The organism is Paraburkholderia elongata, from assembly GCF_013177735.1.
Classification (GTDB): domain Bacteria; phylum Pseudomonadota; class Gammaproteobacteria; order Burkholderiales; family Burkholderiaceae; genus Paraburkholderia; species Paraburkholderia elongata.
In genome coordinates, this window is record NZ_WOEZ01000140.1 from 44,552 (window position 1) to 71,138 (window position 26,587).

Annotated in this window: 22 protein-coding genes and 1 pseudogene; 10 read left to right on the forward strand and 13 right to left on the reverse strand. The window is 60.9% G+C overall.

Annotated elements, in window-relative coordinates; all coding sequences use genetic code 11:
* Nucleotides 1-68 precede the first annotated feature (68 nt).
* From GNZ13_RS25700 to GNZ13_RS25730, 7 genes are all read right to left on the reverse strand, one after another.
* Complete coding sequence (locus tag GNZ13_RS25700; protein WP_172169640.1) at nucleotides 69-821, reverse strand: peptidylprolyl isomerase; 753 nt, start codon at nucleotides 819-821, stop codon at nucleotides 69-71.
* Between the two features lie 37 nt (nucleotides 822-858).
* Complete coding sequence (locus GNZ13_RS25705; protein ID WP_172169643.1) at nucleotides 859-2,232, reverse strand: HlyD family efflux transporter periplasmic adaptor subunit; 1,374 nt, start codon at nucleotides 2,230-2,232, stop codon at nucleotides 859-861.
* A complete protein-coding gene (locus GNZ13_RS25710) occupies nucleotides 2,210-4,837 on the reverse strand; it encodes an FHA domain-containing protein (RefSeq protein ID WP_172169646.1) in 2,628 nt (875 codons plus the stop codon). Before GNZ13_RS25710 ends, GNZ13_RS25705 begins: the two co-directional genes overlap by 23 nt.
* 226 nt (nucleotides 4,838-5,063) lie before the next feature.
* On the reverse strand, nucleotides 5,064-6,476 hold the full coding sequence (locus GNZ13_RS25715) for an efflux transporter outer membrane subunit (RefSeq protein ID WP_172169791.1): 1,413 nt from the start codon (nucleotides 6,474-6,476) through the stop codon (nucleotides 5,064-5,066).
* A 319-nt stretch (nucleotides 6,477-6,795) separates the two neighbouring features.
* Nucleotides 6,796-7,074, reverse strand: coding sequence for a hypothetical protein (locus tag GNZ13_RS25720; protein ID WP_172169649.1), 279 nt, complete (start codon nucleotides 7,072-7,074; stop codon nucleotides 6,796-6,798).
* Between the two features lie 286 nt (nucleotides 7,075-7,360).
* Entirely contained in the window at nucleotides 7,361-7,804 is a 444-nt protein-coding gene (locus tag GNZ13_RS25725) for a DUF4399 domain-containing protein (RefSeq protein ID WP_172169652.1), read from the reverse strand.
* A gap of 46 nt (nucleotides 7,805-7,850) precedes the next feature.
* Nucleotides 7,851-8,354, reverse strand: a complete 504-nt coding sequence (locus tag GNZ13_RS25730) for a DUF4399 domain-containing protein (protein ID WP_172169655.1) — start codon at nucleotides 8,352-8,354, stop codon at nucleotides 7,851-7,853.
* A gap of 442 nt (nucleotides 8,355-8,796) precedes the next feature.
* Between GNZ13_RS25730 and GNZ13_RS54355 the strand changes: the two are divergent.
* Together GNZ13_RS54355 and GNZ13_RS54360 are read left to right on the forward strand one after the other, a co-directional pair.
* A pseudogene (locus tag GNZ13_RS54355) lies at nucleotides 8,797-9,528 on the forward strand (caspase family protein); the annotation flags it as partial.
* Nucleotides 9,505-10,776 (forward strand): formylglycine-generating enzyme family protein, encoded by a 1,272-nt coding sequence (locus GNZ13_RS54360; protein WP_407945665.1) that lies wholly within the window; start codon nucleotides 9,505-9,507, stop codon nucleotides 10,774-10,776. The pseudogene GNZ13_RS54355 and the gene GNZ13_RS54360, both read left to right, overlap by 24 nt.
* A gap of 37 nt (nucleotides 10,777-10,813) precedes the next feature.
* On the opposite strand, the gene GNZ13_RS25740 is transcribed toward GNZ13_RS54360, so the two are convergent.
* Nucleotides 10,814-12,988 carry a serine/threonine protein kinase gene (locus tag GNZ13_RS25740; RefSeq protein ID WP_172169661.1) on the reverse strand — a complete coding sequence of 725 codons (2,175 nt, stop codon included), beginning with the start codon at nucleotides 12,986-12,988 and terminating at the stop codon, nucleotides 10,814-10,816.
* A gap of 415 nt (nucleotides 12,989-13,403) precedes the next feature.
* Between GNZ13_RS25740 and GNZ13_RS25745 the strand changes: the two genes are divergently transcribed.
* The 8 genes from GNZ13_RS25745 (at nucleotide 13,404) to GNZ13_RS25780 (ending at nucleotide 20,579) form a co-directional block, all read left to right on the forward strand.
* Nucleotides 13,404-13,685 carry a hypothetical protein gene (locus tag GNZ13_RS25745; RefSeq protein WP_172169664.1) on the forward strand — a complete coding sequence of 94 codons (282 nt, stop codon included), beginning with the start codon at nucleotides 13,404-13,406 and terminating at the stop codon, nucleotides 13,683-13,685.
* Between the two features lie 315 nt (nucleotides 13,686-14,000).
* Nucleotides 14,001-14,228 (forward strand): hypothetical protein, encoded by a 228-nt coding sequence (locus GNZ13_RS25750; protein ID WP_172169667.1) that lies wholly within the window; start codon nucleotides 14,001-14,003, stop codon nucleotides 14,226-14,228.
* 436 nt (nucleotides 14,229-14,664) lie between these two features.
* Nucleotides 14,665-15,000, forward strand: a complete 336-nt coding sequence (locus GNZ13_RS25755) for a DUF3303 domain-containing protein (protein WP_328807289.1) — start codon at nucleotides 14,665-14,667, stop codon at nucleotides 14,998-15,000.
* 31 nt (nucleotides 15,001-15,031) lie between these two features.
* Nucleotides 15,032-16,669, forward strand: coding sequence for an MFS transporter (locus tag GNZ13_RS25760; RefSeq protein ID WP_172169669.1), 1,638 nt, complete (start codon nucleotides 15,032-15,034; stop codon nucleotides 16,667-16,669).
* Nucleotides 16,670-16,693: 24 nt separating this feature from the next.
* Nucleotides 16,694-17,119 carry a hypothetical protein gene (locus GNZ13_RS52685; RefSeq protein ID WP_236002187.1) on the forward strand — a complete coding sequence of 142 codons (426 nt, stop codon included), beginning with the start codon at nucleotides 16,694-16,696 and terminating at the stop codon, nucleotides 17,117-17,119.
* A gap of 140 nt (nucleotides 17,120-17,259) precedes the next feature.
* Complete coding sequence (locus GNZ13_RS25770) at nucleotides 17,260-18,534, forward strand: glycosyltransferase (protein WP_172169671.1); 1,275 nt, start codon at nucleotides 17,260-17,262, stop codon at nucleotides 18,532-18,534.
* Nucleotides 18,535-19,280: 746 nt separating this feature from the next.
* Nucleotides 19,281-19,493 carry a hypothetical protein gene (locus tag GNZ13_RS25775; protein ID WP_172169673.1) on the forward strand — a complete coding sequence of 71 codons (213 nt, stop codon included), beginning with the start codon at nucleotides 19,281-19,283 and terminating at the stop codon, nucleotides 19,491-19,493.
* 330 nt (nucleotides 19,494-19,823) lie between these two features.
* The gene (locus GNZ13_RS25780) at nucleotides 19,824-20,579 is read left to right on the forward strand and encodes a WecB/TagA/CpsF family glycosyltransferase (RefSeq protein ID WP_172169675.1); all 756 of its coding nucleotides are present in this window, start codon (nucleotides 19,824-19,826) and stop codon (nucleotides 20,577-20,579) included.
* A gap of 49 nt (nucleotides 20,580-20,628) precedes the next feature.
* Here the strand turns inward: GNZ13_RS25780 and GNZ13_RS25785 are convergent, their stop codons facing one another.
* From GNZ13_RS25785 to GNZ13_RS25805, 5 genes are all read right to left on the reverse strand, one after another.
* The gene (locus GNZ13_RS25785; protein ID WP_172169677.1) at nucleotides 20,629-21,816 is read right to left on the reverse strand and encodes a glycosyltransferase family 2 protein; all 1,188 of its coding nucleotides are present in this window, start codon (nucleotides 21,814-21,816) and stop codon (nucleotides 20,629-20,631) included.
* Complete coding sequence (locus GNZ13_RS25790) at nucleotides 21,816-23,042, reverse strand: glycosyltransferase (protein WP_172169679.1); 1,227 nt, start codon at nucleotides 23,040-23,042, stop codon at nucleotides 21,816-21,818. Before GNZ13_RS25790 ends, GNZ13_RS25785 begins: the two co-directional genes overlap by 1 nt.
* A 45-nt stretch (nucleotides 23,043-23,087) precedes the next feature.
* Nucleotides 23,088-24,560 (reverse strand): hypothetical protein, encoded by a 1,473-nt coding sequence (locus GNZ13_RS25795; RefSeq protein WP_172169681.1) that lies wholly within the window; start codon nucleotides 24,558-24,560, stop codon nucleotides 23,088-23,090.
* A 31-nt stretch (nucleotides 24,561-24,591) separates the two neighbouring features.
* Nucleotides 24,592-25,563, reverse strand: coding sequence for a hypothetical protein (locus tag GNZ13_RS25800; protein WP_172169684.1), 972 nt, complete (start codon nucleotides 25,561-25,563; stop codon nucleotides 24,592-24,594).
* Nucleotides 25,564-25,626: 63 nt separating this feature from the next.
* Nucleotides 25,627-26,523, reverse strand: coding sequence for a glycosyltransferase family 2 protein (locus GNZ13_RS25805; RefSeq protein WP_172169687.1), 897 nt, complete (start codon nucleotides 26,521-26,523; stop codon nucleotides 25,627-25,629).
* Nucleotides 26,524-26,587: the final 64 nt, after the last annotated feature.

The window sequence follows — 26,587 nt, forward strand, 5'->3', positions numbered from 1 at the left end:
CGGTTTTGCGTTGCGTTGCTTTAGTCTGCGTTTCGATGTTGCGTTGCGTTGCGATTCGATACACGCGGCTAGCGCGCTTCGATCACATGCTCCTGCGCGCGCGCAATCAGCCAGCTCTCACGCAGCAAACGCCTGACTTCGGCGGCCACATCGGCATCGAGCGTCGCCGGATATTTCGCCGTCACGGCGAAAATCTCGAAACACGAACGATCCGCCGACGGAAACGGCCCAAGCAGATCGCCCACCGCCGCATTGAAAATCTTCGCTTCGATGTCCGGCTTCAACGATCCGCGCAGCACCTTGCCGATCACGCCGCCGGCTTCGCGCGTATCCGCAATCGAATGCTCGCGCGCCATGTCGGCGAAAACGTCGGGATCGTCGTGCAGGTACGAGATCATTTCCTTCGCCTTGCCCTCGCTGTCGAGCACGATATGGCTCACCTCGATCGCATCGAATTTCGGCGAATTCAGCGAGAAGTAATCCTTGATCGCCGCCTCATTGCCGACCACTTCGAGCATCTTCTCCTGATACAACCCGTCCGTAATGAACGCCTCGAACTCGTCGAGGCTCACGCCGAGCGCATCGAGGTACTGATTCATATCCGTCGCGCGGTGCAAACCGCGCACACGGCGGAACTGGTCGGCGCGCTGCTGGATTTCGTCCGCGGTGACGGCAATGCCCTGCTTTTTCGCCGCATGCACCGTAAGCTTGTCGCGCACGATCTGCTCGATCAGGCTGTCGAACTGCCCGGTCAATTTCAGAAGACGAATGAACTCGGAAACGTCCACGACTTCGTCATCGATTCGCACTATCGCGGTCATGTCATTCGCTCCTTTCTTTGATGTGTAATCGGCGCGCTCAACCCGCCACCTGCCTGAACGGATCGAGACCCAGATCGATCAGACGCCGTTCGCGCACCACGATTTCCGCGCTCGCCGTCATGCCGTAGCGCAGCGGATAACGGGTGTCGGCGATCTGGTAGTAGTTCTTGTCGAGCGTCACGCGGCCTTCGTACACCGGCTGCTTGTCCTGTAAGGACGGCTTGGTGGCCGGCGAAATATAGGCGAGCGTGCCGTTGATCAGCCCATAGCGCTGGTATGGGAACGCGTTGAATTTCAGCTTCACCGGCTGCCCCTCGTGCAGAAAAGCACGATCGTGTTCGGCGATTTCAATCTTCAACACCGGCTTCGCGTCTTTCGGCGCGATGCCGCCAAGCGGCGCGTTCGCCTGGATCTTGTCGCCCCGCTGTGTGGAGGTCACGTCGGTGATGACGCCAGAGACCGGCGCGAGGATCAGCAGAAAATTGTCTTTGTCGATGTTCTCGAAGCGGATCCGCGCAGCGGCTTCGGCCACAAGGCGCGCGCTCTGCAATTGCAGGCGCACCTTGTCTTCCGCGTCGGTGATGTCGCGGACTGCCGAGTCGTACTGGAGTTGCAGGTCGGTGGTCTGCTGCCCGCTGGTTTCGAGTTGCGCATTAGCCTGCGCGTATTCGTGACTCAGGCGGAAATCCAGCTCCGCGAGTTTCGATTGCGCGACACGGTAGGCGTTATCCGCTTCCAGCGCGGCGGTCCGTTTCTGCTCCACCTGCAACTCGGCGATACCGCCGCCACCGGGCTGTGCGAAAAGCTGCGAGTAGCGGTCCAACTCCTGATGCGCCGCCTCGCGCGTGCGGCGCGCGTTGTCGAGCACGCTGCGCGCTTCGTCGAGTTCGGCCTTTTGGCCTTCGGCGAGCTTGGTCGTGCCTTCGGATACGCGATTTTCGTGCAGGTGGGCTTCCACTTCCATCTGCGCCTTCAGCGCGGCCGCCTTGCGCTCCATCAGCGCCTTCTTCTCCGGGAACTGCTTCCAGTCGCGCTCGGCGTCTTCGAGTTTGAGCTGCGCCTGCAGCGCGTTGCTCGCTGCCTCGATCGCACCGCGCGCATTCAGCCGCGCCAGCACGTCGCCCTTCGATACCGGCTGCCCCTCGGCGATGTACAGATCGGCGAGCTCGCCGTCGATCGGCGCATAGATGCGGCGCACCTCCGATTCCGGCGAGAGCGTGCCTTGCGCGCTGACGATCACGTCCGCGCGCCCCACGAACGACCACAGCAAGCCGACCACCACCAGCGCGACCATCGCCCAGATCAGCGCGCGAGCGAGCCGCACCGGTTCCGCGGTCAGAATCGCGATGCCTTCGACGCTGTGATCCTCAAGCGCCTCCGACAACGGTCTAGGGTGACTGTCGCGTTTCACTCTGCTCGTCTCCTATCAACGCCAGCTTCGCCTTCAACAGCCCAGGATCCAGCACCATGCGCAGCTCGGTCAACGAGCGGCGCTGCAAATCCGCTTCGGCCTGGATATCCGCAAGCAGGCGGTCGAAGTCGGCAGGATGGTCCGCCTTCAGCTGCGTATAGATGCGCATGCCCTGTTGCGCGGCAGACTGCGCATCGGAAAGCAGACGCGCCTCGCTGCGAAAGCCGGGCGAAATCCCCGCTTCCAGCCGTTGTGTGCCGCCAATCGACCCGCTCGCCCGATACTGCTTCCAGAGGCTCTGCGCGCGCAGCAGCAGGTCTTGCGCGCGCGCCAGCGCTTTGTCGTGCAAAGCGGCGACGTCTTTCTGGATCGATTGCACGAACCATGCGTCCGCCGTCGGATCGAGACTGGCGTAGAAGGACAGCAAGCGTTGGTCGTAATCCTTGCCGCCGCGTGTCTTCTGCAAGTCGGCGAACTGGTCGAGCAGCGCTTTCTTGTGCGCCAGTTCCGCTGCGATCACGTCGGACCACGGCCCGGCAGGCATGGCCTGCAAACCGGCCAGCGCCTGTTGGGTATCGCCGCGCTGCCACGCCGCGCTCGCCGCGTCATGACGCTGGATGACGTCCGCCGACGGCAGGCGGCTCGCGGCCAGTTGCTGAAACTGCGCCTGAAATGGCGGGGTGCTGAAATGCACCGTTTTCAGCAAGGCGAGCAACGGCGTCAGTTGCCGACTGAGCGCGGCGTTCAGCACGTCGGCGTAGTGGCGCAAATCTTCCCGTACACGATCGAGGCCGGCGAGACGCGGATAGCGCTGCGCGTAATCGTCGAGGACGGTGGGTAGCGCGTCAGGCTTGTCACGCGCCAGTTCGGTGCGAATAGTGCCGTTCAGGCGGTCGATGGCGGCGAGATACACCGAGTCGTCGCTTTCCAGTTTGCGCAGATGGCTCAGCGCCTGCGCGTACGGCTCCGCAAAAACTGGCACATACGAGGCGATGCGGTCGAGTGCGCGCTGATGGCTTCTGGCGTCGTCGTCCCATCGTTGCAGCAGGCCGTTGATGGTGGCCTCATCGGTGTACATGCGGATCGGCGCGTCTACCCCGCCGCGCCCCGCCACGAAGCGCTCCAGGTCGCCCACCCATTGCAATTCGCCGACCAGAGAGGCGGCGTCCGCATTGTTCGCACTCAATGACCTCATCTCCTTGAGCAGCGCGTCGGCCTGGTCGAATTGCGCCTTCTGCAGTGTGTTCAGCCAACTGGGGAGTTTCGCCTTCAGCAGCGCTTCGCTCGCCAATGCGCTGACTTTTGTGTCGGCAGGATGGTTCGCCAGATAGCCGTTTGCCGCCGTCACCGCGCTGGTGTAATCGCCGCTCGCCAGCATATTTCTCAAGTCGCGCTCCGATGAGCCGCGCATGTAAAGCGTCAGCGCAATGGCCACCAGAACGGCGAAGGCCGCGCCGCTCCACCACGCGGCGCGACGCCCCATCATGTGATCGCCACCCGCAAAGGCTTTGCTGAGTTCGCCCGCGAGCAGACGCCAACGCTGCGGCCGGCCCTTTGCTGCGTTCGCTCCATGTGAGCCGTTCGAGCGTTGCTTGCCATGCGTCCCGTTTGCGCCATGTGTACCGTTTGTTCTGCTGGTTCCGTTCGTGACGTTCGCACCGTTGGCACCGCCTGCCGGCGTGTCGCGCTTCGCGTGCGCGGACGCGGCCTGCGCCGCCTCGTTGACTTCGTCTTCGCGTTGTAGCCCCGGGTCGACGCAAAAGATATCGAGGAACGAATGCGCGGCGCCAACGAACGTGGTCTTGTCGGTATCGGCGGCTTCGTCGGCAGTGGGATTGAGGAATAGCTGGGTCACGGTCGGCTCGGCTTCAGGGGGGTTTTGCAACGTCACCCTGTAGACGAAGTGGTCGCCGCCAAATGCAAGGACGTCCCCCTCCACAAGCGGCAGCGCGGTTTCGTCGAGCCGCTTTCCACCGACGAATGTGCCGTTGGTGCTGCCAAGATCTTCGAGGTAGAGTTCACCGCCCTTCAGAAAGATGTGCGCATGACGCCGCGAGATGTAGTTGACCTGATGCGGATAGCGGTCCTTGTAACGCGCGAAGACTTCGTCCGCCTTGCTGATAAGAAACGGGAACGCCTGCACGTCGATAGGCTGAAGCCCGAGATCGTCGCGCTGCGGCACCAGCAGCAGGCCGGGTGCGGGTGCCGCACTCGCGGCGGCGACGATCCGCGCGCGCGGCTCGATACTCACCCGATAGCAGAGCTCGCCGCCGAAGCACAATTCGTCGCCGGCACGCACCCGCGCGGGGGCTTGCCGCACCGCAACGCCGTTGAGTGTCGTGCCGTTCTTGCTGCCGAGGTCGGCGACATAAACAGCGCCGTGCTCCGTGAAAATCCGCGCGTGGCGGCGTGACAGGCGGGTAATCCGCTCGGCGGGGTAGTCCGTAAACGGCACCTCGCTGCGGCCGACCGCGAACAGGCTGTCGACGATCCGGATCGCGTCGAGCGCGGGACGCTGCGCGGACGCAACCGGCGACAGCACCACGTCGAACGTGCCGTCCTGGGTCGCGTGCATCTCAGCAATCGGAGCTTCGCCGGCGTTCATTTTATCTGGATCACTAATCGTTTACCCGCCGCGGCGAGAGCGCAACAAGAACGGAAAGCAGAACTACGGCGAATAGTGGACGTTCAAGTGAGCCGCGCGGAACCCGGCCCCTTACAAATTCTAAGTCACGCATAGCAAGTGTCAATTTTCAGATCCTCGGTTGTAAGGGCCATTCATGCGTCATCTGCAGCCGAAATACGCCACACGCGCCACGCCTCGGATTAGCTCAGTGTTCCTTTACTTCCGCTTGCACATCCACACTCGGCCAGCCCCCACCCAGTGCCTTATAGAGCAACACCGTGTCGGACAGAATCAGTTGATGGTTGGCGAGCAATTCCTGCTGCGCTTCCAGCAAGGTCCGTTCGGTTTCGAAAACTTCCAGCTGCGACACCACGCCGAGGCGCAATTGCGACTGAATCTGATCGGCGACGATCTGCAGACGCGACACCTCCTGCTGCAATTCCACCCGCTGCGCCTTGTGCGAATTCAGGTTGACCAGCGCATTTTCCACTTCCTCGAACGCGCCCATTACGGCTACACGATACTGTTGCTCGGCGACCGTCGATTGCGCTTGCGTGACCTTCACGTGGGCCCGCACGCCGGGATCGAGAAGCGGAATGTTGATACTGGGCATGAATCCGTAAGTGAACGACTTCAGCAAATCGGTCAGTGCGAAACTCGCGGTGCCGCCGTGGCCGGTGAGGTTGATGGTGGGCAGTTGCGCGAGCTTGGCCTGGCCAACCAGGTTGTAGGCTTCCAGCACCCTGAACTCGGCGGCCACCACGTCGGGGCGCCGCGCAAGGAGTTGCGCGGGCAAGCCGTCGGGCACCACGGGCAGTTGCACGCGTTGCTGCAAATGTCCTTTCGGCATCTGGAACTCGCCTGCTGGCACGCCGAGTAGCGTGCATAGCGCGTTGTTCGCGAGATCGCGCGAGCGGCGCAGTTCGAGCAACTGGTTCGTCAGACGGTTAATCTCGGCCTGCTGACGCAACACCTGAGTTTGCGGCACGAGGCCGTTGCGGCGTTGGCCGTCGTAGATGGTGAGAATTTGCCGGTTCGTGACGAGCGTTTGTTGCTGCTGCTCGATCTGATCGTCGAATTGCAGGATCTGGAAGTAGGTACTCGAGACATTCGCCACCAGTTCCAGATAACCGGCGCGCCAATCCGCTTCGCTCGCGTGGAATTCGGCCTTTTGCGCCTGCACGCCCTTCTCCACTTTGCCCCAGATATCGATGTCCCAGCTCACCTGCGTCGCGACGTTGTACTGTTTGGAAAACGTCTGCCTCGTACTCTTTTCGAAATCGGCGCCGCCGCCAAGATCCATGGTCGGCAACGCGCCTGCTTTAGCCTCGCCGATCTGCGTGCTGGCCACGTCGATACGCGCGGCCAGCACCTTGATATCGAAGTTGCCTGAGATCGCTTTAGCGATCAGTGTGTCCAGATACGGATCGTGGAAGCCTTTCCACCAGTCCTGCTCGATGGTCGCGGCCGCTGATACCGGCGAGCCCTTTTGATCCGACCAGGACGCCTTGGCGGGCGTATCGGGCCGCTTGTAGTCGGGCATGCTGACGTCGACACACGCGCACAGCGACAGCGCACATGCCGTTGCGGCGCAGAGTCCGCGCAACGCCGCGGCCATGCGGCTCGCACTCGCCGGTCGACGGTTCGCACAGCACCGCGCCGAGGCGCTGAAAAAGCGCTGACGGACCATGGAATCAAGCAACGCTGACACGATTTTCTCCGATGACGCCGGCTACGCTGCACGAGGAGAACGCGCTATTTAAGTAAAGCATGTCCTGCCCGGCTTCACCATCGAAGCGGTACAGGAAGGTCGGCGCGGGGATCGGGCGGTGACGCTGGGGTCGTGTGGAAAGAACGATTGGATGCGAAATCTTTTTGACGCGCTGAGGTTGCGCGTCCCGCGAAGGCTTGAAAGCCTCCACGGCGGCCTGCGCCGTTCAATACATGTTGATGTTGTTGCTCGAGCTCACATGCGGGTCGATCGTGGTGGTCGCACCGGTGACGAACGCTGCGTTGTTGCCGTTGGCGCTCTGAATGTTCATTTCGTTGCTGATCAACTGCGTGGCGATGACATTCTTGCTGTTGTTCGGCGCATACAGAGGCATGAAGTTGAAAAACGACGACGACGGATAGCCGTAGCCGCCACGCACGGCGCTCATGGCCTTGCTGTCGAGTTGTGCGGTGATGGACAGGTCTTTGATCATCAGCGTGTTCATGGTAAATCTCCTGGAAGGGAAACAGCACAGTTCTGCGGTTGGGTTCCAGCATCTTGTCTGCTCGAGTGTCACTAACGCATGGGCTGTGCCAGCTATGATTTCCGATCCCAAGAAATCTTCCGGATGGCTGTAGATAAAGGACTTCGGGGAAGGTAAGCCGCTGGACGCAGCGCGACGGCTGCGAAGCGACAGGTTGGAGCTGGCGGATCGCAACCAACAACGCGCGTGGCAGTGTTGGTTGCAACGTGACACTAAAGCGGAAAAGCCCCGTTGCGCCGATACCCCGTTAGCGCGCAATGACGGTGATCTTCTTCGAGTACACCGGCGGATTGTGCGGCATGTGCATGTCGTCGCCCAACAGCAGTTGCAACGTGTGCTTGCCGGGCGGCAGTTGAATCATCGTTTCCGTTTCACCCGCGCCGAAATGCAGATGGTTGCGATCCGAGGGAATTTCCTGGTCCATCGGCGGCAGGTCGGTGTCGATCAGCAGATGGTGGTGCCCCGTATTCGGATACTTGACGCCTTTCGGCGCCACGCCCATATACCGCAAGCCGAACCATACCCGAAACGGTTTATTGGCCGGCACTACCTGTCCATCGTTCGGATAGCCGATGTAGAGGTGCGCTCCGGGTGGCGATGGTGTCGTGCCGGCCATGGCGAAATTCGGCGAGGCCAGTGACGCCAATGTCGCAAGTGCCACAAGCGCCGCGAGCGCGATGATCTTGTACATGTTGGTCTCTCCGTCCTGACGGACCCGCCTTGAATGAACGGGACAGCTAGTCTTTTAGTACGGTGATGGTGATCTTCTTCGAATACACCGGCGGCACGTGCGGCACGTGGTTGTGGTCGCCGAGAATGAGTTGCAGGGTGTGCTTGCCCGGCGGCAACTCGACGCGCGCGTCCGTCTCACCCGCACCGAAATGCAGGTGATTGCGGTCCGACGGAATTTCCTGGTCGAGCGGCGGCAGGTCGGTGTCGATCAGCAGATGGTGATGCCCGGTGTTCGGGATCGCCACACCCTTCGGGCACACACCCATGTTGCGCAGACCCATGCGGACCCACAGCTTGCCGCCGTGAATCACCGTGCCGTCCGACGGCCAGATGATGTATTCCTCGGCGCCCGGCGGCGAAGGCGTCTGTTCGGCAAGCGCGGAGTCCGACAGCGACGCGATACCGAGCGAGAGGAAAAGCGTGGCGCACCAGGCGGTGCAGAACGCTGCAAGCGTTGCCTTCGTTCCATGACGTAGGTCGAGCACGCCGAGTGGAGGGGTTCTTCGCATTGCGCACTCTCCCGAAGAAAAGTCATAGCCGCCTCGGCTGCGCAAAGCGCAGGCCGGACGCTCCGGCTGGATGTCGTGGATACTCGCGTCGTTTCACGTGGGTTCACGTGACGGATTCACGTCGCGGGTTTACGTCAATGAGCGGCAGCATTATTAAAACGGGCGTACTGCCCTACTTTGTGAATTAGCTTAGGACGTAACTTGCCAAAAAGATACGCCACACTCGTTAACCGTATAACGCAATGACGATGCGCGGACTGTTGTTACGCGCAAACCGCGTGCTATCGTTATTCATAGGTTGTCGATGGAGAGTCGATAGCAGCATCGATGCTGCGCCCGATCCACTCCAACTGCTGATGCGGGCGTCGCGGTCGTCGAAACCCTATGTTCTGTCCGGAACAAACAGGATACGAATATGTGGCGAACATTCCTGCTGGTGTGCATGGCCGGGGCGATTCAGGCGCATTGGGGCACTGTTTTTGCCGCGGCGCAGCGCGACGGCGCGGAGCATGGCGCTGCCGCTACGCGTACGACGGCTACGTTCATCGCACCGCTCACACTGCAAAATAACAAGACGCAGACGGCGCGCATCGCGCTGGTGATCGGCAACGGCGCGTACGGCCATCACACAGACCCGGTTAGCGATAATGCGCTGCGCGACGCCGAAGCCATGCGCGACACGCTGCGTGCGGACGGTTTCGACGTCATCATGCGCACCGATGCGACGCCGGAGCACATGCGGCAAGCCATCAGCGAATTCCGCCAGCGTCTGCAAAAAGGCGGCATTGGACTCTTCTATTTCGCCGGACACGGTTTGCAAATCGGACGGCAGACGCTGCTCGTACCAGCCGGCCTCGATGCTCGCTCGCCGGCGCGACTGGTCAGCGAGGGCGTCGATTTGAATACCGTATTGCAGGCGATGCGCGCGCCGCGCGCCGGCGCGCTCAATCTCGTGATTCTCGATACGTGCCTGAACAACCCGTTCTCCAGCGACGTAACGCTCGATACGTCCGCACTGCCCGCCAATACCGTGGTGGCTTATGCAACGGCGCCGGGTGGGTTTGCCGCGGACGGCGTGCATCATGGCGTCTATACGAACGCATTGCTGCATGTGCTCAATGACGCTTCTTCGTCACAGGATCTTGCCGGATTGTTTCATCGTGTCGCGACGAGAGTTAGCGCTGTTACTGGCGGTGAGCAGACGCCGTGGATCGCGTCATCGCTCGCCAAGAACGCGAGCCTGAGCGAGCCGGTATCTCGTGGCGCTAGCGCGGCGCTCATATCCGTTACCAGCGTCGACCCAATTGTCGTGCTGCACAGCAGAGGCATTCTGCCAAAGGACAGCAGCGAACAATACGAAATCACCTTCTGGAATTCCATTAAGGACAGCAACTACCCGAGCGATTACGAGGCCTATTTGAAGGCCTATCCGAACGGCCGCTTCGCCACGCTTGCCCACGCACGCATCGACCGGTTGCGCGCTGCGGCATCGGCGAGTGCGCCATCCGCTTCTCCATCTGTTGCACCGCCGGTTGCACCGTCACCGCAAGTCGCGCGGCCAACCCCACCCGCCAGCGCTGCGCCACAAGACCACCCACACGCCGCCGCGCCAACGCCGACTCCGACGCCAACTACAACGACCGCCCCACCCGCGGCCCCTGCCGCGCCAGCAGTCGCGCAAAAGGCCACGGCGCATCCACCGGGCGCGGGCGAAAACCGCGATTGCGCCACCTGCCCGATCATGATCGCCCTGCCTGCGGGCGTGTTCTCGATGGGCAGCAGCACCGACGACCCCTCCGAAAAGCCCGTCCATCACGTGGCCATCGGCGCGCCGTTCGCGATCGGCAAATACGCTGTGACCGTCGAGCAATGGAATGCGTGCGTCGCAGCGAACGCCTGTCAAAAGCTGACGCCCGAAAGTAATACGAACAAAGCTGCGCCGGCACGCGACCTCAGTTGGGACGACGCTCAACAGTACGTGAAATGGCTGAGCAAAACGACCGGCAAACCGTACCGCTTGCCCACCGAGGCCGAATGGGAATACGCGGACCGTGGCGGCACCACGACGGCTTACTGGTGGGGCGATCAGATGCGCAAGGGCAACGCCAACTGCAAGGACTGCGGCGATCCCTGGCACAAGGAAGGCCCCGAGACCGCCGGCTCGTTCGCGCCGAATCCGGTCGGCCTGTATGACATGAACGGCAGCGTCTGGGAGTGGGTCGCCGATTGCTGGCACAACTCCTACCAGGGCGCGCCCGCCGACGGCCACGCGTGGGACAGCCCCGGCTGCGACATGCGGGTGATTCGCGGCGGTTCGTGGCGCGAAGGTGGGGGCTACATGCTTAGCGCGACGCGCTTCAAATACAGTGCGAGCGTGCGCCAGTCGCAGGATGGGTTTAGGGTGGTCAAGGATATTAAGTGATGCGGGGGCAACTGGGGTAGCGGGGGCTTCGCGTCCCTCAAGGCGTGCGCGGCTTCGTCGTGATCGGCGCGAAATCGGCGACGATATGATCCTGACCATATTTGCCGGCGATCTGCGCAAGTCGCGTATCCAGTGCGCGCAGATAATCGGCGCGTGATTCGCTTTCGGGCCGCGGCTTATCGAATAGCTGCGTCGGCGTGATCAGAAGCACCACCATCTCCGATCCAAACGGCTTCGAAATAGTCCAGTCACCCGCGCTGCCGACGGTGGCCGCATAGTGCGGAGGCGCCTGATTGTCCTTCGCACGCGGGCTCGGCACCATATGCACGACGCTGCCGTCGAGCTGGTAGTAGTCGAGGTTCACGTACGAGTCGTAACCGGGCGTCGTCACATCGACGACTAGAGGATCGCCTTCGCTCAACTGGCCGCCGGGCGGCCGCACATGCAGCGACGCAACGTGGCCTGTTTGCCAGTTGCGGGTCCAGTAGGGCGCGAGCGCTTTGACCGTGTCGCATTTGTCGTCGGCGAGCGGCTCGACCTGGAGCGCCAGCGTGTCGACGCCCGGCAACGCCGCCAAGGTGTCTTTCAAATGCGCAGCGCCGTAGCGTTGCGAGACGTAGCCGCGCACCGTCAATGAATGGTCTTGCGCAGAAGCGGACAGCGCCGAACACGGCACCTGCGCCAGCACAGGCGCGACAGCGGCTAAGGTCAGCGCGGGTTTGGGCGCGGGCGGCGCAGGAGGTTGTGCTGGGGGTGGTGCCACGGGTGGCGCGGCGATTGGACCGGCACTTGAGGGGGACTCAGGTGCACTCGCTACCGTTGCGGCAGCAACAGGCGCCACCGAAGCCGCTTGATCCGCTGACGCCTCCGAAGCAGCCGCGGCCGGCTGCGTGGCACTCTGACGATTCGGCGCTGACCGCAAAGCAAACACGCCAACCGCCGCGGCACACACCACGGCGAAACCCGCGAACCCCGCCTTGACCAACGTACCCGACTTCTCCGCGCGTGCTTCGTTGTCGAACTCCGCGATGAAACGCGCGACGCTCGGCATGCGCGTGTTGCGATCGAACGAAAGCGCGGCACGCAACGCGCGCCATTGCTTCGCATCGAGATTGGGTGGCCGCTGCGGCTTGAAGTCAGCATTGCGAGCCTGCGTTGCCGACAATCGGTCGAACGGATGGTGGCCCGTCAACAACTCGTAGGTAATGCACCCAAGCGCGTAGATATCGTCACGCGGGTCCGGCTCGCGATGCTCGATCATTTCCGGACTCGCATAGGCGGGCGTCAACGCGCCGAGGCTGCCGGGATCGAACACCGTCGCATCGCTCTCCTCCTCCGGCCGCTGGAACACGCGGGCGATGCCGAAGTCGATTACCTTCACTTCGGCATTCGTCGTGAGAAAGACGTTGGCGGGCTTGAAATCGCAATGCACGAAGCCGTGCTCGTGCGCATAGGCGAGCGCATTGCACATGCCGCGCACAATTGGTAGCGCGGCGCGAACCGGCATTCCCTTATAGCCCGGCGTGCGCAATAGCTGGCTGAGCGGCTTGCCGGTGAGGTACTCCATCGTCAGGTAGACGATCGGTCCGTCGCGGTCGAAGTCGTACACCGTGATGATGTTGCGGTGCGCGAGCACCTGCGCTTTGCGCGCCTCGCGTTGCAGCGCGACGAGCGAATTCGGGTTGCCGCGGAACTGGACGTTGAGCACCTTGATCGCGACATACGGTTTGCGATCCGACGCCTCGAGCTTGCGCATATCGAGCGCTTTGTACACCGTGCCCATCCCGCCGACGCCAAGACATTCCTCGAGGACGAAGCGGTTGTTCAGCGTATCGCCGGTGCCTTTGATCTGATCATGCCCCGGCGCACCGGCGGCATTCGCTGCGCTTGCCGAGCCTGCAGGGTTCGACCCACTCGCCCCACTCGCCCCACTCGTCGAGCGTACTGACGGTATCTCGACGGTGGTCTGTATGCCGGTTTCTTCGCCCCCCGCCGCCACGTTCGAGACGCGCAACTGTTCGATGCGCCGCCGTACTTCGGCGTAGAGATCGTCGGGCAACGGAGATTTGCGATGCGCTACGCCGAGCATTTCCAGCAGCTGCGTGGGACCGAGTCCATCGGTCGTCAACGTGCTGTCGAGTTGAGCGATGAACTCGTCACGTGACAGCTCGCCGCTCTGATAGTCGCGAATCACATGCGCAAGGCTAGCCATTTGTGCGAAGCGCCCCCGCTGCCGTTGGGCCGGATCGCACGCGACCGGAGCCTTTCGGGCTGATAGAAAACCTGTCGTAACCAGTTACATGTGCCGCTTCGATACTAGCTCCCGACCCACGCTTTCGCAAACCAGGATTGCCCCGCTGCGTGCATTGCCGGCGAGTGTCTTGCGACATTCAACAGAATCCGGCGCGTTGTTGGGTGGGCGCCATCAGCAGCCAGTTGTCTGCCAGTGGCCGTACTGCGGCTTCGACGCGGCGGCGTGACGCGAAAGCCTTGTGCATCAAGCCTCCGTCAACTTTCTTAGGAGGCGAGAATAAAACTGGCACAGCCCATGCGTTAGTGACACTCGAGCAGACAAGATGCTCGAACCCAACCGCAAGACTGTGATGTTCCCTTCCAGGATATTTACCATGAACACGCTGATGATCAAAGACCTGTCCATCACCGAACAACTCGACAGCAAGGCCATGAGCGCCGTGCGTGGCGGCTACGGCTACGACTACCCCAGCACGTCGTACTTCAACTTCAGCCCGGTGGTCGCGCCGAACAACAGCAAGAATGTCGACGCTACGCAGTTGATCAGCAACGAGATGAATATCCAGAGCGCCAACGGCAACAACGTTGCGTTCTCCGCAGGCATCACCTCGTCGATCACCCCCTTCGTCACGTCGAGCAACAACATCCACGTCTAGAGCCTGATTCGGCGAAGCGGAGAGGCCCTCGGCAATTTCCGCTTCGCTCCGATCACGCCTGTCTTCCGCGCACCTGTGGAGAATCACCATGTCAGCCCGTCGCTGTGGGGCGCCAATTATGCCAACGTTTAACGGCTTGCAGTAGCGAAGGACCGGGGGCTTCCCTACTGCTGCCTGCTCACATCGAACAGGCGAGCCGCAAGCAGATTTCCTATACTGATAGTGCGACGAGACCTCAGCACACTTAAAGACATACCCGGGCGGCGGCTGGAGAATCACACCGGCCGCTGGCTCAGTCGCTTCCCTGGAGCCGCCATGGCAAAGCTCGTTATCAAGGACCTCACCGACAGCGTCGAACTCGACCGCCAGGCGATGGCCGCCATTGTCGGCGGCGCACGGATCGGTGCGCGTGCGAGTATCGCCGTCCAGTTGGTGCCGGGTTCGGCACGCGTCGTCGACTATCCGCCGGGTTTTCCCGCGGCGCATCAGACCATTGCCGATATGCCCACCGCCGCAGCGCAGCGCAATTCGCCGCGCCGCTAGACACCGGCTCAGACACTCGCCGCAACGGCACGCGCTTAACGCGCGTGCCGTTTTCGTTTGATGCATTTGCGCCTGTTCCGCTTGCCGTGCATATGCGTGCCGGTCGTGCCGGCACACTGCATGGCGCGCTTCGAACCAGATCGATACCGACATCGTCGACAGCCGTATTTGAAGGTCCCTCTTGTAGGACGCGCGAGATGCCTGCAATTGGAAACAAGCGCGGCCGCCGCGCTTTCCCGGCGGCGCTCGACTTGTTCGATTGACCTGGTGAATGTCCGCACGCGGCGACGTTATCGACCGTGCGCTCACCTATGATATTTAGGATGCCACGTGGGTTTATGCCATTCTCGGATAGCACGCGCTATTCGGACGGCACCTTGGCGCAGAAGTGTTTGCGGCGCGGGGCATGTAAAAGCGTCACGCAGCACGAGCGGCGATGACGGCGCGCCACGAGCCGGCATCGCCAATTCATATTTGGAGACACGTAATGAAATTCATCGTGCAATGGGATGGCCTCCCGACGGCGGAAAATTCTGTCATCGAGCGCTTCATGAAAACCGGCGCCCAAGCGCCTGAAGGCGTCAAACTGCTGGGGCGCTGGCATGCGGTCGGCGGATTGCATGGCTTTGCGGTCGTCGAGGCGGAAGATACGCGCGGACTGGCGGCGCTGTCGCTCGACTGGGGCGATTTACTGACGATGAGCATCGTCCCCGCGATGACTGACGAGGATCTCGGCGCGGCATTGGGCGCGCATCAGGCAGCACGCAAATAAGTGCGCAAGCCAGTGAGCAAATAAGACGATCATGACGCCCAGCCTCGACAAGCCTCAACCCAGCGGACAACTCCTGCCGTTTCGCGAGTCGCTGCTGGCGATGCTCGGTATCGCCTTCGTCTCGATGCTGGTGGCGCTCGATCAAACCATTGTCGGCACCGCACTGCCGCGCATCGTCGCCGATCTGAAGGGCTTCGATCTGTACGCATGGGTCGCGACGGCTTACATGCTGGCTTCGGTGATCACCATTCCGATCTTCGGGCGGCTGGGTGATCTGTTCGGCCGCAAGCCGTTTCTGATCGCTGCGATTCTGCTGTTTACCGGCGCGTCTGTACTGTGCGGGTTCGCCACCAGCATGCTGTTGCTAGTCATCTCTCGGGGTCTGCAAGGGATTGGCGGCGGCATTCTGATCGGCACGGTGTTCGCCACCGTCGCCGATCTGTTTCCCAATCCGAAGCTGCGGCTGCGCTGGCTCGTGTTCGTCACGTCCGCGTTCGGGGTCGCCAATATGTTCGGGCCGACGCTCGGAGGCATGCTCACGCAATTCGGCGGCTGGCGGCTGGTGTTCTTCGTCAACGTACCGGTTGGCGTCGTGTCGCTGCTGTTCGTGCAGCGCTTCTTGCCGCCGCTGCACCACCTGCGGCAGAAGGGCCCCGTGCGGCTCGACTGGCTCGGCGCGTTCGTGATCGCGGTCACGTTCGGCGCGCTGCAATTGCTGATCGAATTGTTTCCGAAGTACGGCGTCGACACGATAACAATCGTGCTGGCCGTCGTTGCGGCGAGTTTCGCACTGACGCTGTGGCTATGGGAGCGGAGGATTAAGTATCCGATCATTCCGGTGGATATGCTGTTGGACCGCAAGCTCTCCGCGCTCTTCGCGATGTCGGTGCTCGGTGGTTTCGCGCTGTTTTCTCTGGTGTTTTATGTGCCTCTGCTGTTTCAGGGCGGGTATGCGATGTCCGCGCACGACTCCGGCATGCTGATCACGCCCCTGCTGCTCGGTACGACGGTCGGCAGCGTGGTGAACAATCGTATCGTCACACGGATCCGCCGCGCGAACGGCATCATGTATGTCGGCTTTGCGCTGTCCGCGCTGGCCTGTCTGAGCGTAATCGTACTCAGAGGTACCGAGCCACACCTGGTGTGGATGTCGTGCATGGGCATCAGCGGTCTCGGGCTCGGTCTGGTGGCAACCAGTCTGACGGTCTGTTCACAGCAGATCGTTGCGCGTGACCAGCTCGGCGCGGCAACTGCGCTGCTGCAATCGCTACGTACTTTCGGTGGGATGCTGGGCACGGTGATGACGGGCGCGTTGCTTGGGCATCTCTACACGCAGGGCGTGCATCGCTCGCTCGCCTCGTATCAGGCGACGCAGTGGTTCAAATCGTTTGCGAGCCCCGAGCTGCTAGTGGACCGTGCGGAGCAGGCGGCGTTGATCAATCGTCTGGTGAGCGCCGGGCATGCGGGCGACGCGATGATGAATTCCGCGCGTGATGCGCTCGTGCAGTCGATTCATATCGGCATTCTGGTGGCAGGCGCCGCCGCGTTGATCGGGTTGTGCCTCGCGTGGTTCGTGCCGCCGGTGCGGATCAGTTATCCGGAAACGGAGTTGATGCCCGGCGAACAGACGCAGGCTGACGCGCTTCCGCCGCGGGGTAACGTGCTTTGAGCAACACTTTTCTCAAGCTACCGCATGGAATCCTTGCGTGATCCAAAAAAACCTGAATTAAAGGGAATATTCGACACACTACCCACGCGAACGGTGGTCGGAAAGCTTGACCGGACAATTGCGATTTCTTACCATTGGCGTCGCCGCTTGCGCACTACAACCAACTCGCTCTCACCCAAGCGCGCCCATAAAACAAGGCCAAAACTAAACAACGAGATCTTCCGGGGTTCTTGCATGACAATGGATGAAGACATCGCGCACGTGGCGCGTGTGATGGCGCCGTCGCTGCGTGCCTTTCGTGGTGAACCTGTACTGCTACCAGCATATTGGCGAAAGCGACTACAACGCATACAGGATGAATTCTCTCTGACCGCTTTGCAAACATTCCAGATCGAGCATTTGCTTGGGGAGCTTGATCGGTTTGAGGCGGAACAATGCCGGGGGATTTAGAGGGCCTAACGCGCGGGATCGGAGCACGCGTTACGAAAACAGGCCCTACCAATTGGCATGACTATTGCTGAAGAACAGTGCGCGAAATCGTTCGCGTCACTTCTCCACACGAGCGTCGAGCCAATCCGGCCGCCCCCGACATGCGTATCCTGATCGTAGCTGCCCAATTTCCCACCCTCTCCGAAACCTTCGTCATTGAGCAAGCGAATGCGTTGAAGCTCGCGGGCGCCGACGTCGAAGTGTTAACGCTCCGCCCAGGCGATCGGGATGTCCTAAGAACGATCGCAACGGAGTTTTCGGTCCACGCGGTCCAGCCTGACAGCGTAACCCGCGCCATGAAGCTCGCATCACTCCTGGCGTTTCCGGTCGTTGCGATGCTGTCGTCGCGCGGCCGCAAAGCGTTGCGCGCGGCGATCGCGGCAACTCGCCATGGGCTCGTGTCTCACGCGAAGCAGATCGCACAACTGTTCTATCAAGGCCCTGCCCGTCGATACGACGCGATCGTCGCGCACTTCGGCCCAACCGGCGTCGCGGCACAGTATCTTCGCGAGGCGGGCTTGATCGAAGGCGCTTTAGGGACCGTCTTTCACGGCTACGACGTCAGCATGACCGAGGTCGTGGAACGCTACGCTCCGCACTATCGCAGGCTGTTCGAGTCGGGCGATTTGTTCATGCCCGTCAGTGACTTCTGGGCAGAGCGGCTCCGCGGATGGGGTTGCGATCACCGGAAAATACACGTCGTACGCATGGGCATCGACGTCGATCGATTCGACTATGCCCCCCCGGTTCCACCTAACCGCCAGTTCGAACTGCTCGCCGTGGGACGGCTGACGGAGAAGAAAGGCATCGAATACACGATTCGCGCGGTGGCAATGATCGACGCGCCGGTGAAGTTGACCATCATCGGGGGCGGCGAATTGCTCGAACCGCTTCGACAGCTTGTGGCAACGTTGAATGTCGAGGAGCGCGTACAGTTTCTCGGCAAACAGGCGCACTCGGAAGTCGCACGCCGGTTGCGTCACGCGAACGCATTCCTGTTGCCGTCCGTCACATCCAGCACCGGCGACATGGAAGGCATACCCGTCGCATTGATCGAAGCAATGGCGGCCGGCTTGCTCGTCATCTCCTCAAGGCATAGCGGCATTCCCGAACTGATCGTCGATCGGCAAACCGGGTTCCTCGTCGACGAGCGCGATGTCGAGGCATTGGCCAAGGTCATCGAAGCGATCAGTCGCGGGCAGTTCGATTTGCCGGCTATCACGCTTGCCGCTCGGGAGACTGTGGTTAGGCGCTTCAATTCCTCGGTGGAGGCGTCTAGGTTGATCGACCATTTGCGCCTCGTCTGCAAGGCGAAAGGCGTGGACCATCCAGTCGCAAGAAACCGGTTTCACTCATCAACCTCGACTTCTGCATGACGCGTCGCGGACGCTAAAGGATGTTCCCTTTAACCGTAACGTAGTAACACGTCCCCCGTAACACGCCCCTACTTTAGACACTGCGGATGGTTCTTCCGCGTGTCTAATTCCATATCGACAAACACTAAAAGCACTTAGCCGAGTCCTTGACGCTTAAGAACGGCCGATGTTGCGCCGCTTAAGCGCTATGGCACGCAACCTGCTTTTATCAGTGACAAAGGGACGACGGGGAGTCCTTGCCAATCTGGCGATCGAACTAGCTTTCCATGGCTCGACGCGAGCGCATATCCCGTTTCTCGCAATCATTGAAGCGTGCCGGTATGCGTCGATCCAATTACCTGTCAACACCATCCGACTCTCAGCGCCACATTCCCACGCTAAGGCTTTCACGCGCAGCGTGGCTCCTGATCGCGCTTTGTAACGCGGGAACCGCACACGCACAAACGGATTGGAGCTCGTCGTCTACCGATAAGGGTTCGTACGCTGCCACATATGGCACGTACAGCGACGACACGTCCGACACCGAGAGCGACTACACCGCGTTAATGCCTCGTCAGTCGAGCCTGTCACCGTCTTCCAAATTTGCGTCGACAGGCACACATCAGGGCAGCACATCACGACGATCTACGAGCGCGACCTCGCGCAGCACTCTCGACTCCAGCTTTAAAGGCAAGACCGGTACGTTTGCTTCGCGTGCGGCCTGGAGCAAAAACCGCTCGGCAACCGACCCGACTTCTAGCGACTACATGGGCCAGTCCGACACGGACACCGGTTCGTATATGGCCACGACCTCGTCACTCAGGGCGGGCGCACGCGCGACCGGCAGCAAGAACCGCGCGCTGGAAAACATCGACGCGAGCGCACCGGGCATCTATCCGGGCGGCCAATACAGCACCACGGACAACGCTTCGGCAATCTATGCGCCGGTATGGAAAGCCGATCCGTATCCTGTTTATTGACGCAAGCAGTTTGGCATGCGTTCAAGGATTGAAAGCTTTAACTGGCAGTCCGAATGACAACATAAATCACCGGGGAAAGAAAAATGACACATCTACGTCGATACACACAACGGGCCCAAACAACAGCACTCATCCGAAAGCGCCCGTCATAGCACGCTGATCGCCTAAGCAAGACGCTACGTCCGACACACCGCCTTTCAGACGAATCACTCGTCTCGCTTCGTCACGCCTTGACGTTTTGACGCCCTGGATAGCCGACCCGCTCGAGTCGCGCCAACACAAGACGGACGCACGTCGGATTTGACCGCCAACCTATACGCGAAACCGACTATGACAAGCAACGCACTGCCATTCAGAAATACTCGCGATCTGCTCAGCCACACCAATCTGCTCGATAACGAAGACCATGTCTTCGACATGATCAACACCACGCAAAGCGTTGCAGAGCACCCCATTATTGTTTCGTGGGTGAATGCGCACGCTGTGATGCTCGCTAAAAAAAATCCCGCGTTTTCCGAAACGTTGTCGCGATCGGATCTGATTTTCCGCGACGGTATCGGCGTCTCCATTCTTTTGCGTATGCTTGGTATCGATCCGCGCGGCAACATGAACGGCACCGACCTGATTCCGCAAATCGTTCGCGCTTTTGAGGGCCGTTCGATTGCGCTGTTCGGCACCGTCGAGCCGTATCTGTCGCAGGCCACTGAAGCCTTTAGCCGCCAGGGCGCACGTGTCGTCGCAACGATGGACGGGTTTCAGGATCCGCAAGCGTATGTCGAACGTCTCGAAGGGCTCGACGTGGATCTGGTGGTATTGGGCATGGGCATGCCCAAGCAGGAAGGTGTCGCCGCGTTGCTGGCCGAGCGCATCGCCAAGCCTTGCGTGATTCTCAACGGCGGCGCGATCCTCGACTTCATGGCGGGACGTTTTCCGCGCGCGCCGCGCGTGTGGCGTCAGCTGAAACTGGAATGGCTGTTCCGCGTGATTCTCGAACCTAAGCGACTGTGGCGCCGGTATCTGCTAGGCGGCGTGAGCTTCGTCGCGCATGCGGCGCAGATTGCGATTTCCGCTCGCATGGAACGGTAGTTGTCGATTGAAGAGTCCGCCGGGTCTGCAAATCAGACACGGCACAAAATCACTCCCGATCGCTACGAACCCAGCCCACGCGACGACCGACGATCAGACTGACATACATCGGTACCTTGCGCAGCATATACAGCGGGATATATAACGCGTCCGATCCGGCAAGCAGGTCGCGACCGCTCGTCCACCATGCCATGACGATCGCGCTCGCCGTCAAGCACAGCGATACGCATTGAATAAACACGGGGATCACGCTGCCGCCCAATGCATGAAAACACGCACTGACGGCGAAGCACGCTATCTGAGCAAACACCAGCAAGGTCAACGGCACCACAATGAGATCGAGTGCCGTTGCCAGACACGTCCACGAGCGACGCATGATCGCCGATAGCAGCAAACGCGGAAACATATGCGCAATCGTGCTCAGGTGCCCCTGCTCCCAGCGCTTTCGTTGCGCGTGGTGTCCTGTGTCCGACGACGGAAGCGGACTGGTCACAAGCGCCTCGGGACAATAGAGCGGCGGCCGTCCGGCCAGTGTCAGATCGATCCCAAGCGCGAGGTCTTCCACGATGTTCGACGTTGCGAGTTGAACACCGGAGAGCACCGGCCATGGAAATGCCATTCCGCTGCCATTCAGCGAACAGGGTGCGGCGAGTCCAAGATTGCCGAGCGGCCGAACGTGATTTTTCAACCGCACCGCGAACGCCGATACACGCGCGCCAAGACCTGCGGACGGAGGCGCGTTCAATGCATAGCGCGCCTGAACCGGGCGCGTTGTCGCATAGGCGAGCTTCGCCAGCTTGCCGATCGCGCCCGGCGCGACTTCGCAATCGGCGTCGATGAAGATCACGACATCGGGCGCGCCGGACTGCGCGAGATACGCAACGCCATAGTCCAGCGCGAAACCCTTGCCTCGGCGCTGCGCATCGGCGCGAACGAGTACTTCCGCACCCGCTTTCATGCCGACGTCGGCGGTGTCGTCGGTGCAGTTGTCTGCGACCACGACGACACGATCCCGCCTGCGCAATTGCGGCAATACCGTGGCAAGCAACTGCGCCAGCATCTTCGTTTCATTGTGCGCAGGCACGACGACGGCGATGCGCGGTGGCGTTGCGAATTCGTCCACACAAGACGATCGCCGCTTGAACGTCGCCACCATCACCTGAACGAACAGCGTCGCCGAAGGAACCGACACGATCAGAACGGCAACCGTCAAGATTGCACTCGCAGTCTCGCTCATCACCACCCCCTCAGGCTCGACGGCTCCAACTGCCCCGCAAAAAGCCGCGCCAACAGTCCGGCCTCCCGCGCCTGATCGTGGCGCTCCTTGATCAGACGCCGCCCACGATCGCCCATTTCCGAATGCGTGTCTTCATGCGCGGCGATGCATTGGCGAATCGCGCCAGACAGCGACTCGACCGAGCCGGGCGAGTAAAGCCAGCCGGTTTTATCGGTCTGCACGAGTTCGGGAATCGCAGCGATATCCGCGGCAATCACGGCCCGCCCGAGGGACATGGCCTCCATGATCACGATCGGCAAGCCTTCGGCAAAACTGCCCAGCACCAGGCCACGCCCTGCGATCAATGCGTCGCGGACGCCCTCGGTGTCCTTCCAGCCAGTAATTTGCACGGCATGCTCGATCCCTTCGTTGCGAATCAGTGCCTCGATTTCCACACGCATTTCGCCATCGCCGATCAGCATCAGTTCGAGATCGGGAATATCGTCGATAACATTTGCCAGCGCTCTCACCAGCAACATGTGACCTTTCTGCGCCGCAAGACGGCCGACACACACGAGCCGCCTTGGATGCGCGGGCGTCGCATAGCCGGTCGCACCGAACGACGCGTCGATCCCGCATCGGACGATCACCACTTTCTGCCAGTCCTCATACGCGCACCATCGATAGATCTGACTCGCGCAGAAATCGCTGATCGCAATGACGAATTTCGCGTGCCGCACCTTCTTGCTGAGCTTGATGAATTCGGGCTTATCGAACTCGTCGGGACCGTGGACTGTAAAGCTATACGGAATGCCCGACAGCGTCGACGCATGCATCGCCACCTCGGTCGAATTGGTGCCGAAATGCGCATGCAGATGCGTGATGCCGCGACCTTTCATCAGACGCGCGAGAAGGCATGCTTCGGCTAGGGTGATGATATGCAATGCAACACTGCGGTCGCTTTTTCGCACCATTCCCAGCGTATGACCCAGTGCCCGAAAGAAGCGCCCCGTATTGGCCAGCAGCTGATAGAGCACCGCGAACAGCAGCGGCAGCAGTCCACCGCGAAGCAGGTATTCGGTCAGGTTGCGCTCGGCGATATCGGTCGGGTCCACCACATTCTCGGTCCATCCGCGTATCGCATAGCGGCACACCTGCACGCCATGACTCTCCAGTGCAAGGATTTCCCGCCGAATAAAACTATGGCTGACCTTAGGGTATTGATTGACCACGTATGCAACTTTCATTTTTATTCCCCGCCCTCTCACCTTCAGATGCAACTTCAACTTCCACTAAGCTTTGAGCACTTCCAGACGGATCGCAGCAGCAGGCCCCGGATGCTTCAGCACATGAACGACGCAAAGCGGCGCACCGTCGCGCGGTATGGCAATCGAGTCGGTTTCTCTCGGTCTGAGAGACCGCGTTGCGCCAAGGCGCCGCGCGCCATCTCCGGTCCGGATCTCGAACGAGGCCTCACACTCGCCCGCACCGGACGCGATAATCCGATAGACGCTTCCCGCTTGCGGGTTCGTGTACCAACGCATCGAGTCTTGCCATTTGAACCACCCTGCCGGCGACGCGTCGTCTCTCAGGTAAAGAAGTTTTCGAAACACAAGCGGCTGATCGCACGCGGGCAGCGTGAGCAGTCCGCTTGTCGTGTCGAATTCACAAGTGGGCTGCCCGGTTCCATTTGCAAAGGTCCACGGTCCGCGCATCGACAGCAGGTTCATGTCCGACCATGCGGATGGCGCAAATCTCGCACCGTTCGCGTCCAGCCATCCTTCAACGGACATCACCGGTCGCAGCGCATCGCGTATGCGCGTCAAATCCGTCTCCCAACCGCTGTTCCGCGCGCCGGTCCCGCTTCGCGACTGCGACCACGCACTGCCGATCTCGCCGTAGAACGCAAACGTGCCGACCGTCTGATCCACCAGGCGCGCGCCGAATGTCTTCAGCGTGCGCGCAATGGCGCGCGCGTGCGGGAACGCCAAACTCGCTTCGTCGAAATCGTGCGGCAACATCAGCAGGGTGCCCATCGCGAACGGCCCCGTGTAACGCGTGCCGCCGTCGCGGTCTTCCAGCGTCGCGGGAAACACCGGCCCACTGCGCAGCACGTTGGCGTCGGCGGCCACGGCTATCGCATGAGACAGCTCGAGCAATTCCGCTTCGTGAATGCGCAACAATCCCCCAGCAGTCGATACGCCCGCCGCGCGCGGTCCGTCGGGTCTTTCGGGCGAGCCCCAACCGCCGCCACCCGCCTGGACAACCGTGTACTTTTTGGCACGCCACATCCGGGCGTTGGCGTCGTACTTCATGCCGTAGAACGAGTGAATCAATCCGCTCACACGATCATAGATTTCGCAGTGACCATCTGTGCCCGTCGCCGGTTGCGTATCCGCAGGAAAGTGCGGAATCACCACGTTGCGATGGCGCAATTCGTCGGACACCCACGGCCCGTGAGCGTCTTGAGCGCCGGCAATACTGACAGGCGGATCGGACGACGTTGCCTCGAACACGCGGCTTGAAAACTGTCCCTGCTCCAGATACGCCCGGTTATTCGTTGCGGGGATCGCCGTATTTCCAAGCACAGGATTCAGCGGCCTTGCATTCCACAATGACTGCGGCGAGAAAGGCTTTTCGAACAGATCCACTGATTTTGGCTGCGGCTGTGCATGCGCGACGCCGCTCAATGAAGCGAATCCGCCAACCATCGGCGCGATCGCGATCGACTTCGCCACCCGCCGTCGAAACATGTTCGTTTTCATGTCACTGCTCCTGTCGAAGACCCGTACAAGCTCACGTCCCTTGCTTCAAGGCAAGCGCGCGGAATAGCCGCTTTTTGATACCATCAATGCGGTACTTGATCAGCAGCTTGACCGTCGCAGCCCACGCGCCGAACGTCGCCCGAATCCACACCACGGAAGACAACTCAGCGCGCGACATGCCGTTACGCAACGACGCCGCGGCCAGCCGGTACTCAGGCATCAGTAGATAAGGCCCGGCAAAGTGGCAGATCGCGGGATGCACCAGACCGTCGTATCGCTCGAAGCTGCAATAGCCGACGATAGGGTCGATATTCAGCGTACCTTTCAATCCGGTCGGCGTGCGCATCAGCCGTCCACCGTCCCGGTACAGATTCAGGAAGCCGAGTTTCGACAGCGCGAGCGCGATCACCGTTTCATCGCCCGGTCCGCCACGGTCGAATGCTCTTAAGCCGTAGTGCCGATAGTCGTTGAAGTACTCGCGTGCCGCTGAAAAAACCGCAGTCGCTTCCGGCGAACGTCTGAAGTAGTAGACGCCGCCGTTGAACTTGGGAAACGCCTCGCCGCCGACCTTCGTCAGCGCGGCGCGCAAGTCGTCGACATACTCGTCTGTGCCGTCGATCGGGGTCAACAGATCGACGATCGGCGTGATCGGATAGCGGCGAATCTCGTCGAGTTCATCGCCGAAATCGCGCGCTGCGATGCAGTCCGAGTCGATGAAGAACGTCTCTTCGAATGGCGAATAGCGGTCCAGCAACAGCTTTTGCGCAGTCGCGATTGGCATCGAGTGATCAACCGGAATCAGCACGTCGCAGTATGCGCGCATCGTTTCGCTGTCGGACACAATCGCAATCGGTACGCCCGGCATGTTACGTCGCAACGACAACGATAAGGTCTCAGCCTGCTTCAGATAGCGATTCGCACCGGTTGCTATCGTGATGAAGCCCAAACCCCTGAAACGCGCCGCATTCTCTGCTGTCGCGCCATGTATCGCATCTGTGCCCATCACGTCACTCCCACGATGTTCGACAAGCCAACGCCCGTAAAGACCGAACCGCTTCTCGCGGTCTTAAGCACGGATCGCACTCAACACGCTCAATGCACTGTGGCGGATACTCGCGCGCAAAATCCTCAGAAACAGCGCGGGTGACGCGCGCCATTTGAACAGCCGGAGCCAGTCTTCGAACGTCGGACGCGTGCCGTAAAACGGCGAGAAGATTTGCATGTACAAACGGTGATGAAGATGCTTCGGCACATCCAGATGCTTGCTCGAGATCAGATCGAACGCGCGTCGCAGTGAATGGGTGTTGGCGGAGATGCGGTCGCGTCGCGGGTCCACATAGCAGACGTAAGTCGCGTCCTTCTCTCTGAGCGCCGCGCCGTGCGACTGAACCAGCCGCATGAACATCTCGAGATCCTGCCAGGCGGGAAGATCCTTGTCGTAGCCACCTATCTTCAGAATCCGCTCGAGCGGACAGAAAATCTGGTTGCCGATAAAGTTATGCGTGAACAGATCCGCGTAGCTGACCGAGTCTTTCCGGTCCACCGTGACGGTTGCGTTAACGCCGTCCGTCATCACGCTCTCTGTGAAGAGGCACGAGATGGATTGGGCCGCGTCGCCCAGCGATTCCCATTTCGCTACCAGCAACGCGATCCGGTCGGGCAGAAACTCGTCGTCGTCGTCGAGGCCGGTGACGTATTGCGCATTGGCAAGACGAATCGCGAGGTTACGCGCGGACGGCGCTCCCATCGATTTCTCTGTATGGAACACGGTCAGGCGCGGTTCACGGGCAGCGAGTGCGTCGAGGAACTGGCGCGTGTCGTCGGTCGAGCCGTCGTTCACGACGATTGCCGCGATATTCGTGTACGTCTGCCCGAACACCGACGCGAGCGCCCTCTCCAGCAGAACCCGCCTGTTCTTCGTCGGAATGATGATCGCAACCTGTTCGCACGCGTTTGCGTTCAAGCTCGCGGCCGGAGTCTCCGTGGACTGTGGTGCGCCAGTTGACGGCGCACCTTCGATGAGGCGT

Bases quoted from the DNA above. Each gene is read 5' to 3' on its own strand.
- GNZ13_RS25700 (WP_172169640.1), bottom strand. From the start codon at position 821: ATGACCGCGATAGTGCGAATCGATGACGAAGTCGTGGACGTTTCCGAG.
- GNZ13_RS25710 (WP_172169646.1), bottom strand. From the start codon at position 4,837: ATGAACGCCGGCGAAGCTCCGATTGCTGAGATGCACGCGACCCAGGAC.
- GNZ13_RS25715 (WP_172169791.1), bottom strand. From the start codon at position 6,476: ATGGCCGCGGCGTTGCGCGGACTCTGCGCCGCAACGGCATGTGCGCTG.
- GNZ13_RS25720 (WP_172169649.1), bottom strand. From the start codon at position 7,074: ATGAACACGCTGATGATCAAAGACCTGTCCATCACCGCACAACTCGAC.
- GNZ13_RS25725 (WP_172169652.1), bottom strand. From the start codon at position 7,804: ATGTACAAGATCATCGCGCTCGCGGCGCTTGTGGCACTTGCGACATTG.
- GNZ13_RS25730 (WP_172169655.1), bottom strand. From the start codon at position 8,354: ATGCGAAGAACCCCTCCACTCGGCGTGCTCGACCTACGTCATGGAACG.
- GNZ13_RS25740 (WP_172169661.1), bottom strand. From the start codon at position 12,988: ATGGCTAGCCTTGCGCATGTGATTCGCGACTATCAGAGCGGCGAGCTG.
- GNZ13_RS25745 (WP_172169664.1), top strand. From the start codon at position 13,404: ATGAACACGCTGATGATCAAAGACCTGTCCATCACCGAACAACTCGAC.
- GNZ13_RS25750 (WP_172169667.1), top strand. From the start codon at position 14,001: ATGGCAAAGCTCGTTATCAAGGACCTCACCGACAGCGTCGAACTCGAC.
- GNZ13_RS25755 (WP_328807289.1), top strand. From the start codon at position 14,665: ATGACGGCGCGCCACGAGCCGGCATCGCCAATTCATATTTGGAGACAC.
- GNZ13_RS25760 (WP_172169669.1), top strand. From the start codon at position 15,032: ATGACGCCCAGCCTCGACAAGCCTCAACCCAGCGGACAACTCCTGCCG.
- GNZ13_RS52685 (WP_236002187.1), top strand. From the start codon at position 16,694: ATGGAATCCTTGCGTGATCCAAAAAAACCTGAATTAAAGGGAATATTC.
- GNZ13_RS25770 (WP_172169671.1), top strand. From the start codon at position 17,260: ATGCGTATCCTGATCGTAGCTGCCCAATTTCCCACCCTCTCCGAAACC.
- GNZ13_RS25775 (WP_172169673.1), top strand. From the start codon at position 19,281: ATGGGCCAGTCCGACACGGACACCGGTTCGTATATGGCCACGACCTCG.
- GNZ13_RS25780 (WP_172169675.1), top strand. From the start codon at position 19,824: ATGACAAGCAACGCACTGCCATTCAGAAATACTCGCGATCTGCTCAGC.
- GNZ13_RS25785 (WP_172169677.1), bottom strand. From the start codon at position 21,816: ATGAGCGAGACTGCGAGTGCAATCTTGACGGTTGCCGTTCTGATCGTG.
- GNZ13_RS25790 (WP_172169679.1), bottom strand. From the start codon at position 23,042: ATGAAAGTTGCATACGTGGTCAATCAATACCCTAAGGTCAGCCATAGT.
- GNZ13_RS25795 (WP_172169681.1), bottom strand. From the start codon at position 24,560: ATGAAAACGAACATGTTTCGACGGCGGGTGGCGAAGTCGATCGCGATC.
- GNZ13_RS25800 (WP_172169684.1), bottom strand. From the start codon at position 25,563: ATGGGCACAGATGCGATACATGGCGCGACAGCAGAGAATGCGGCGCGT.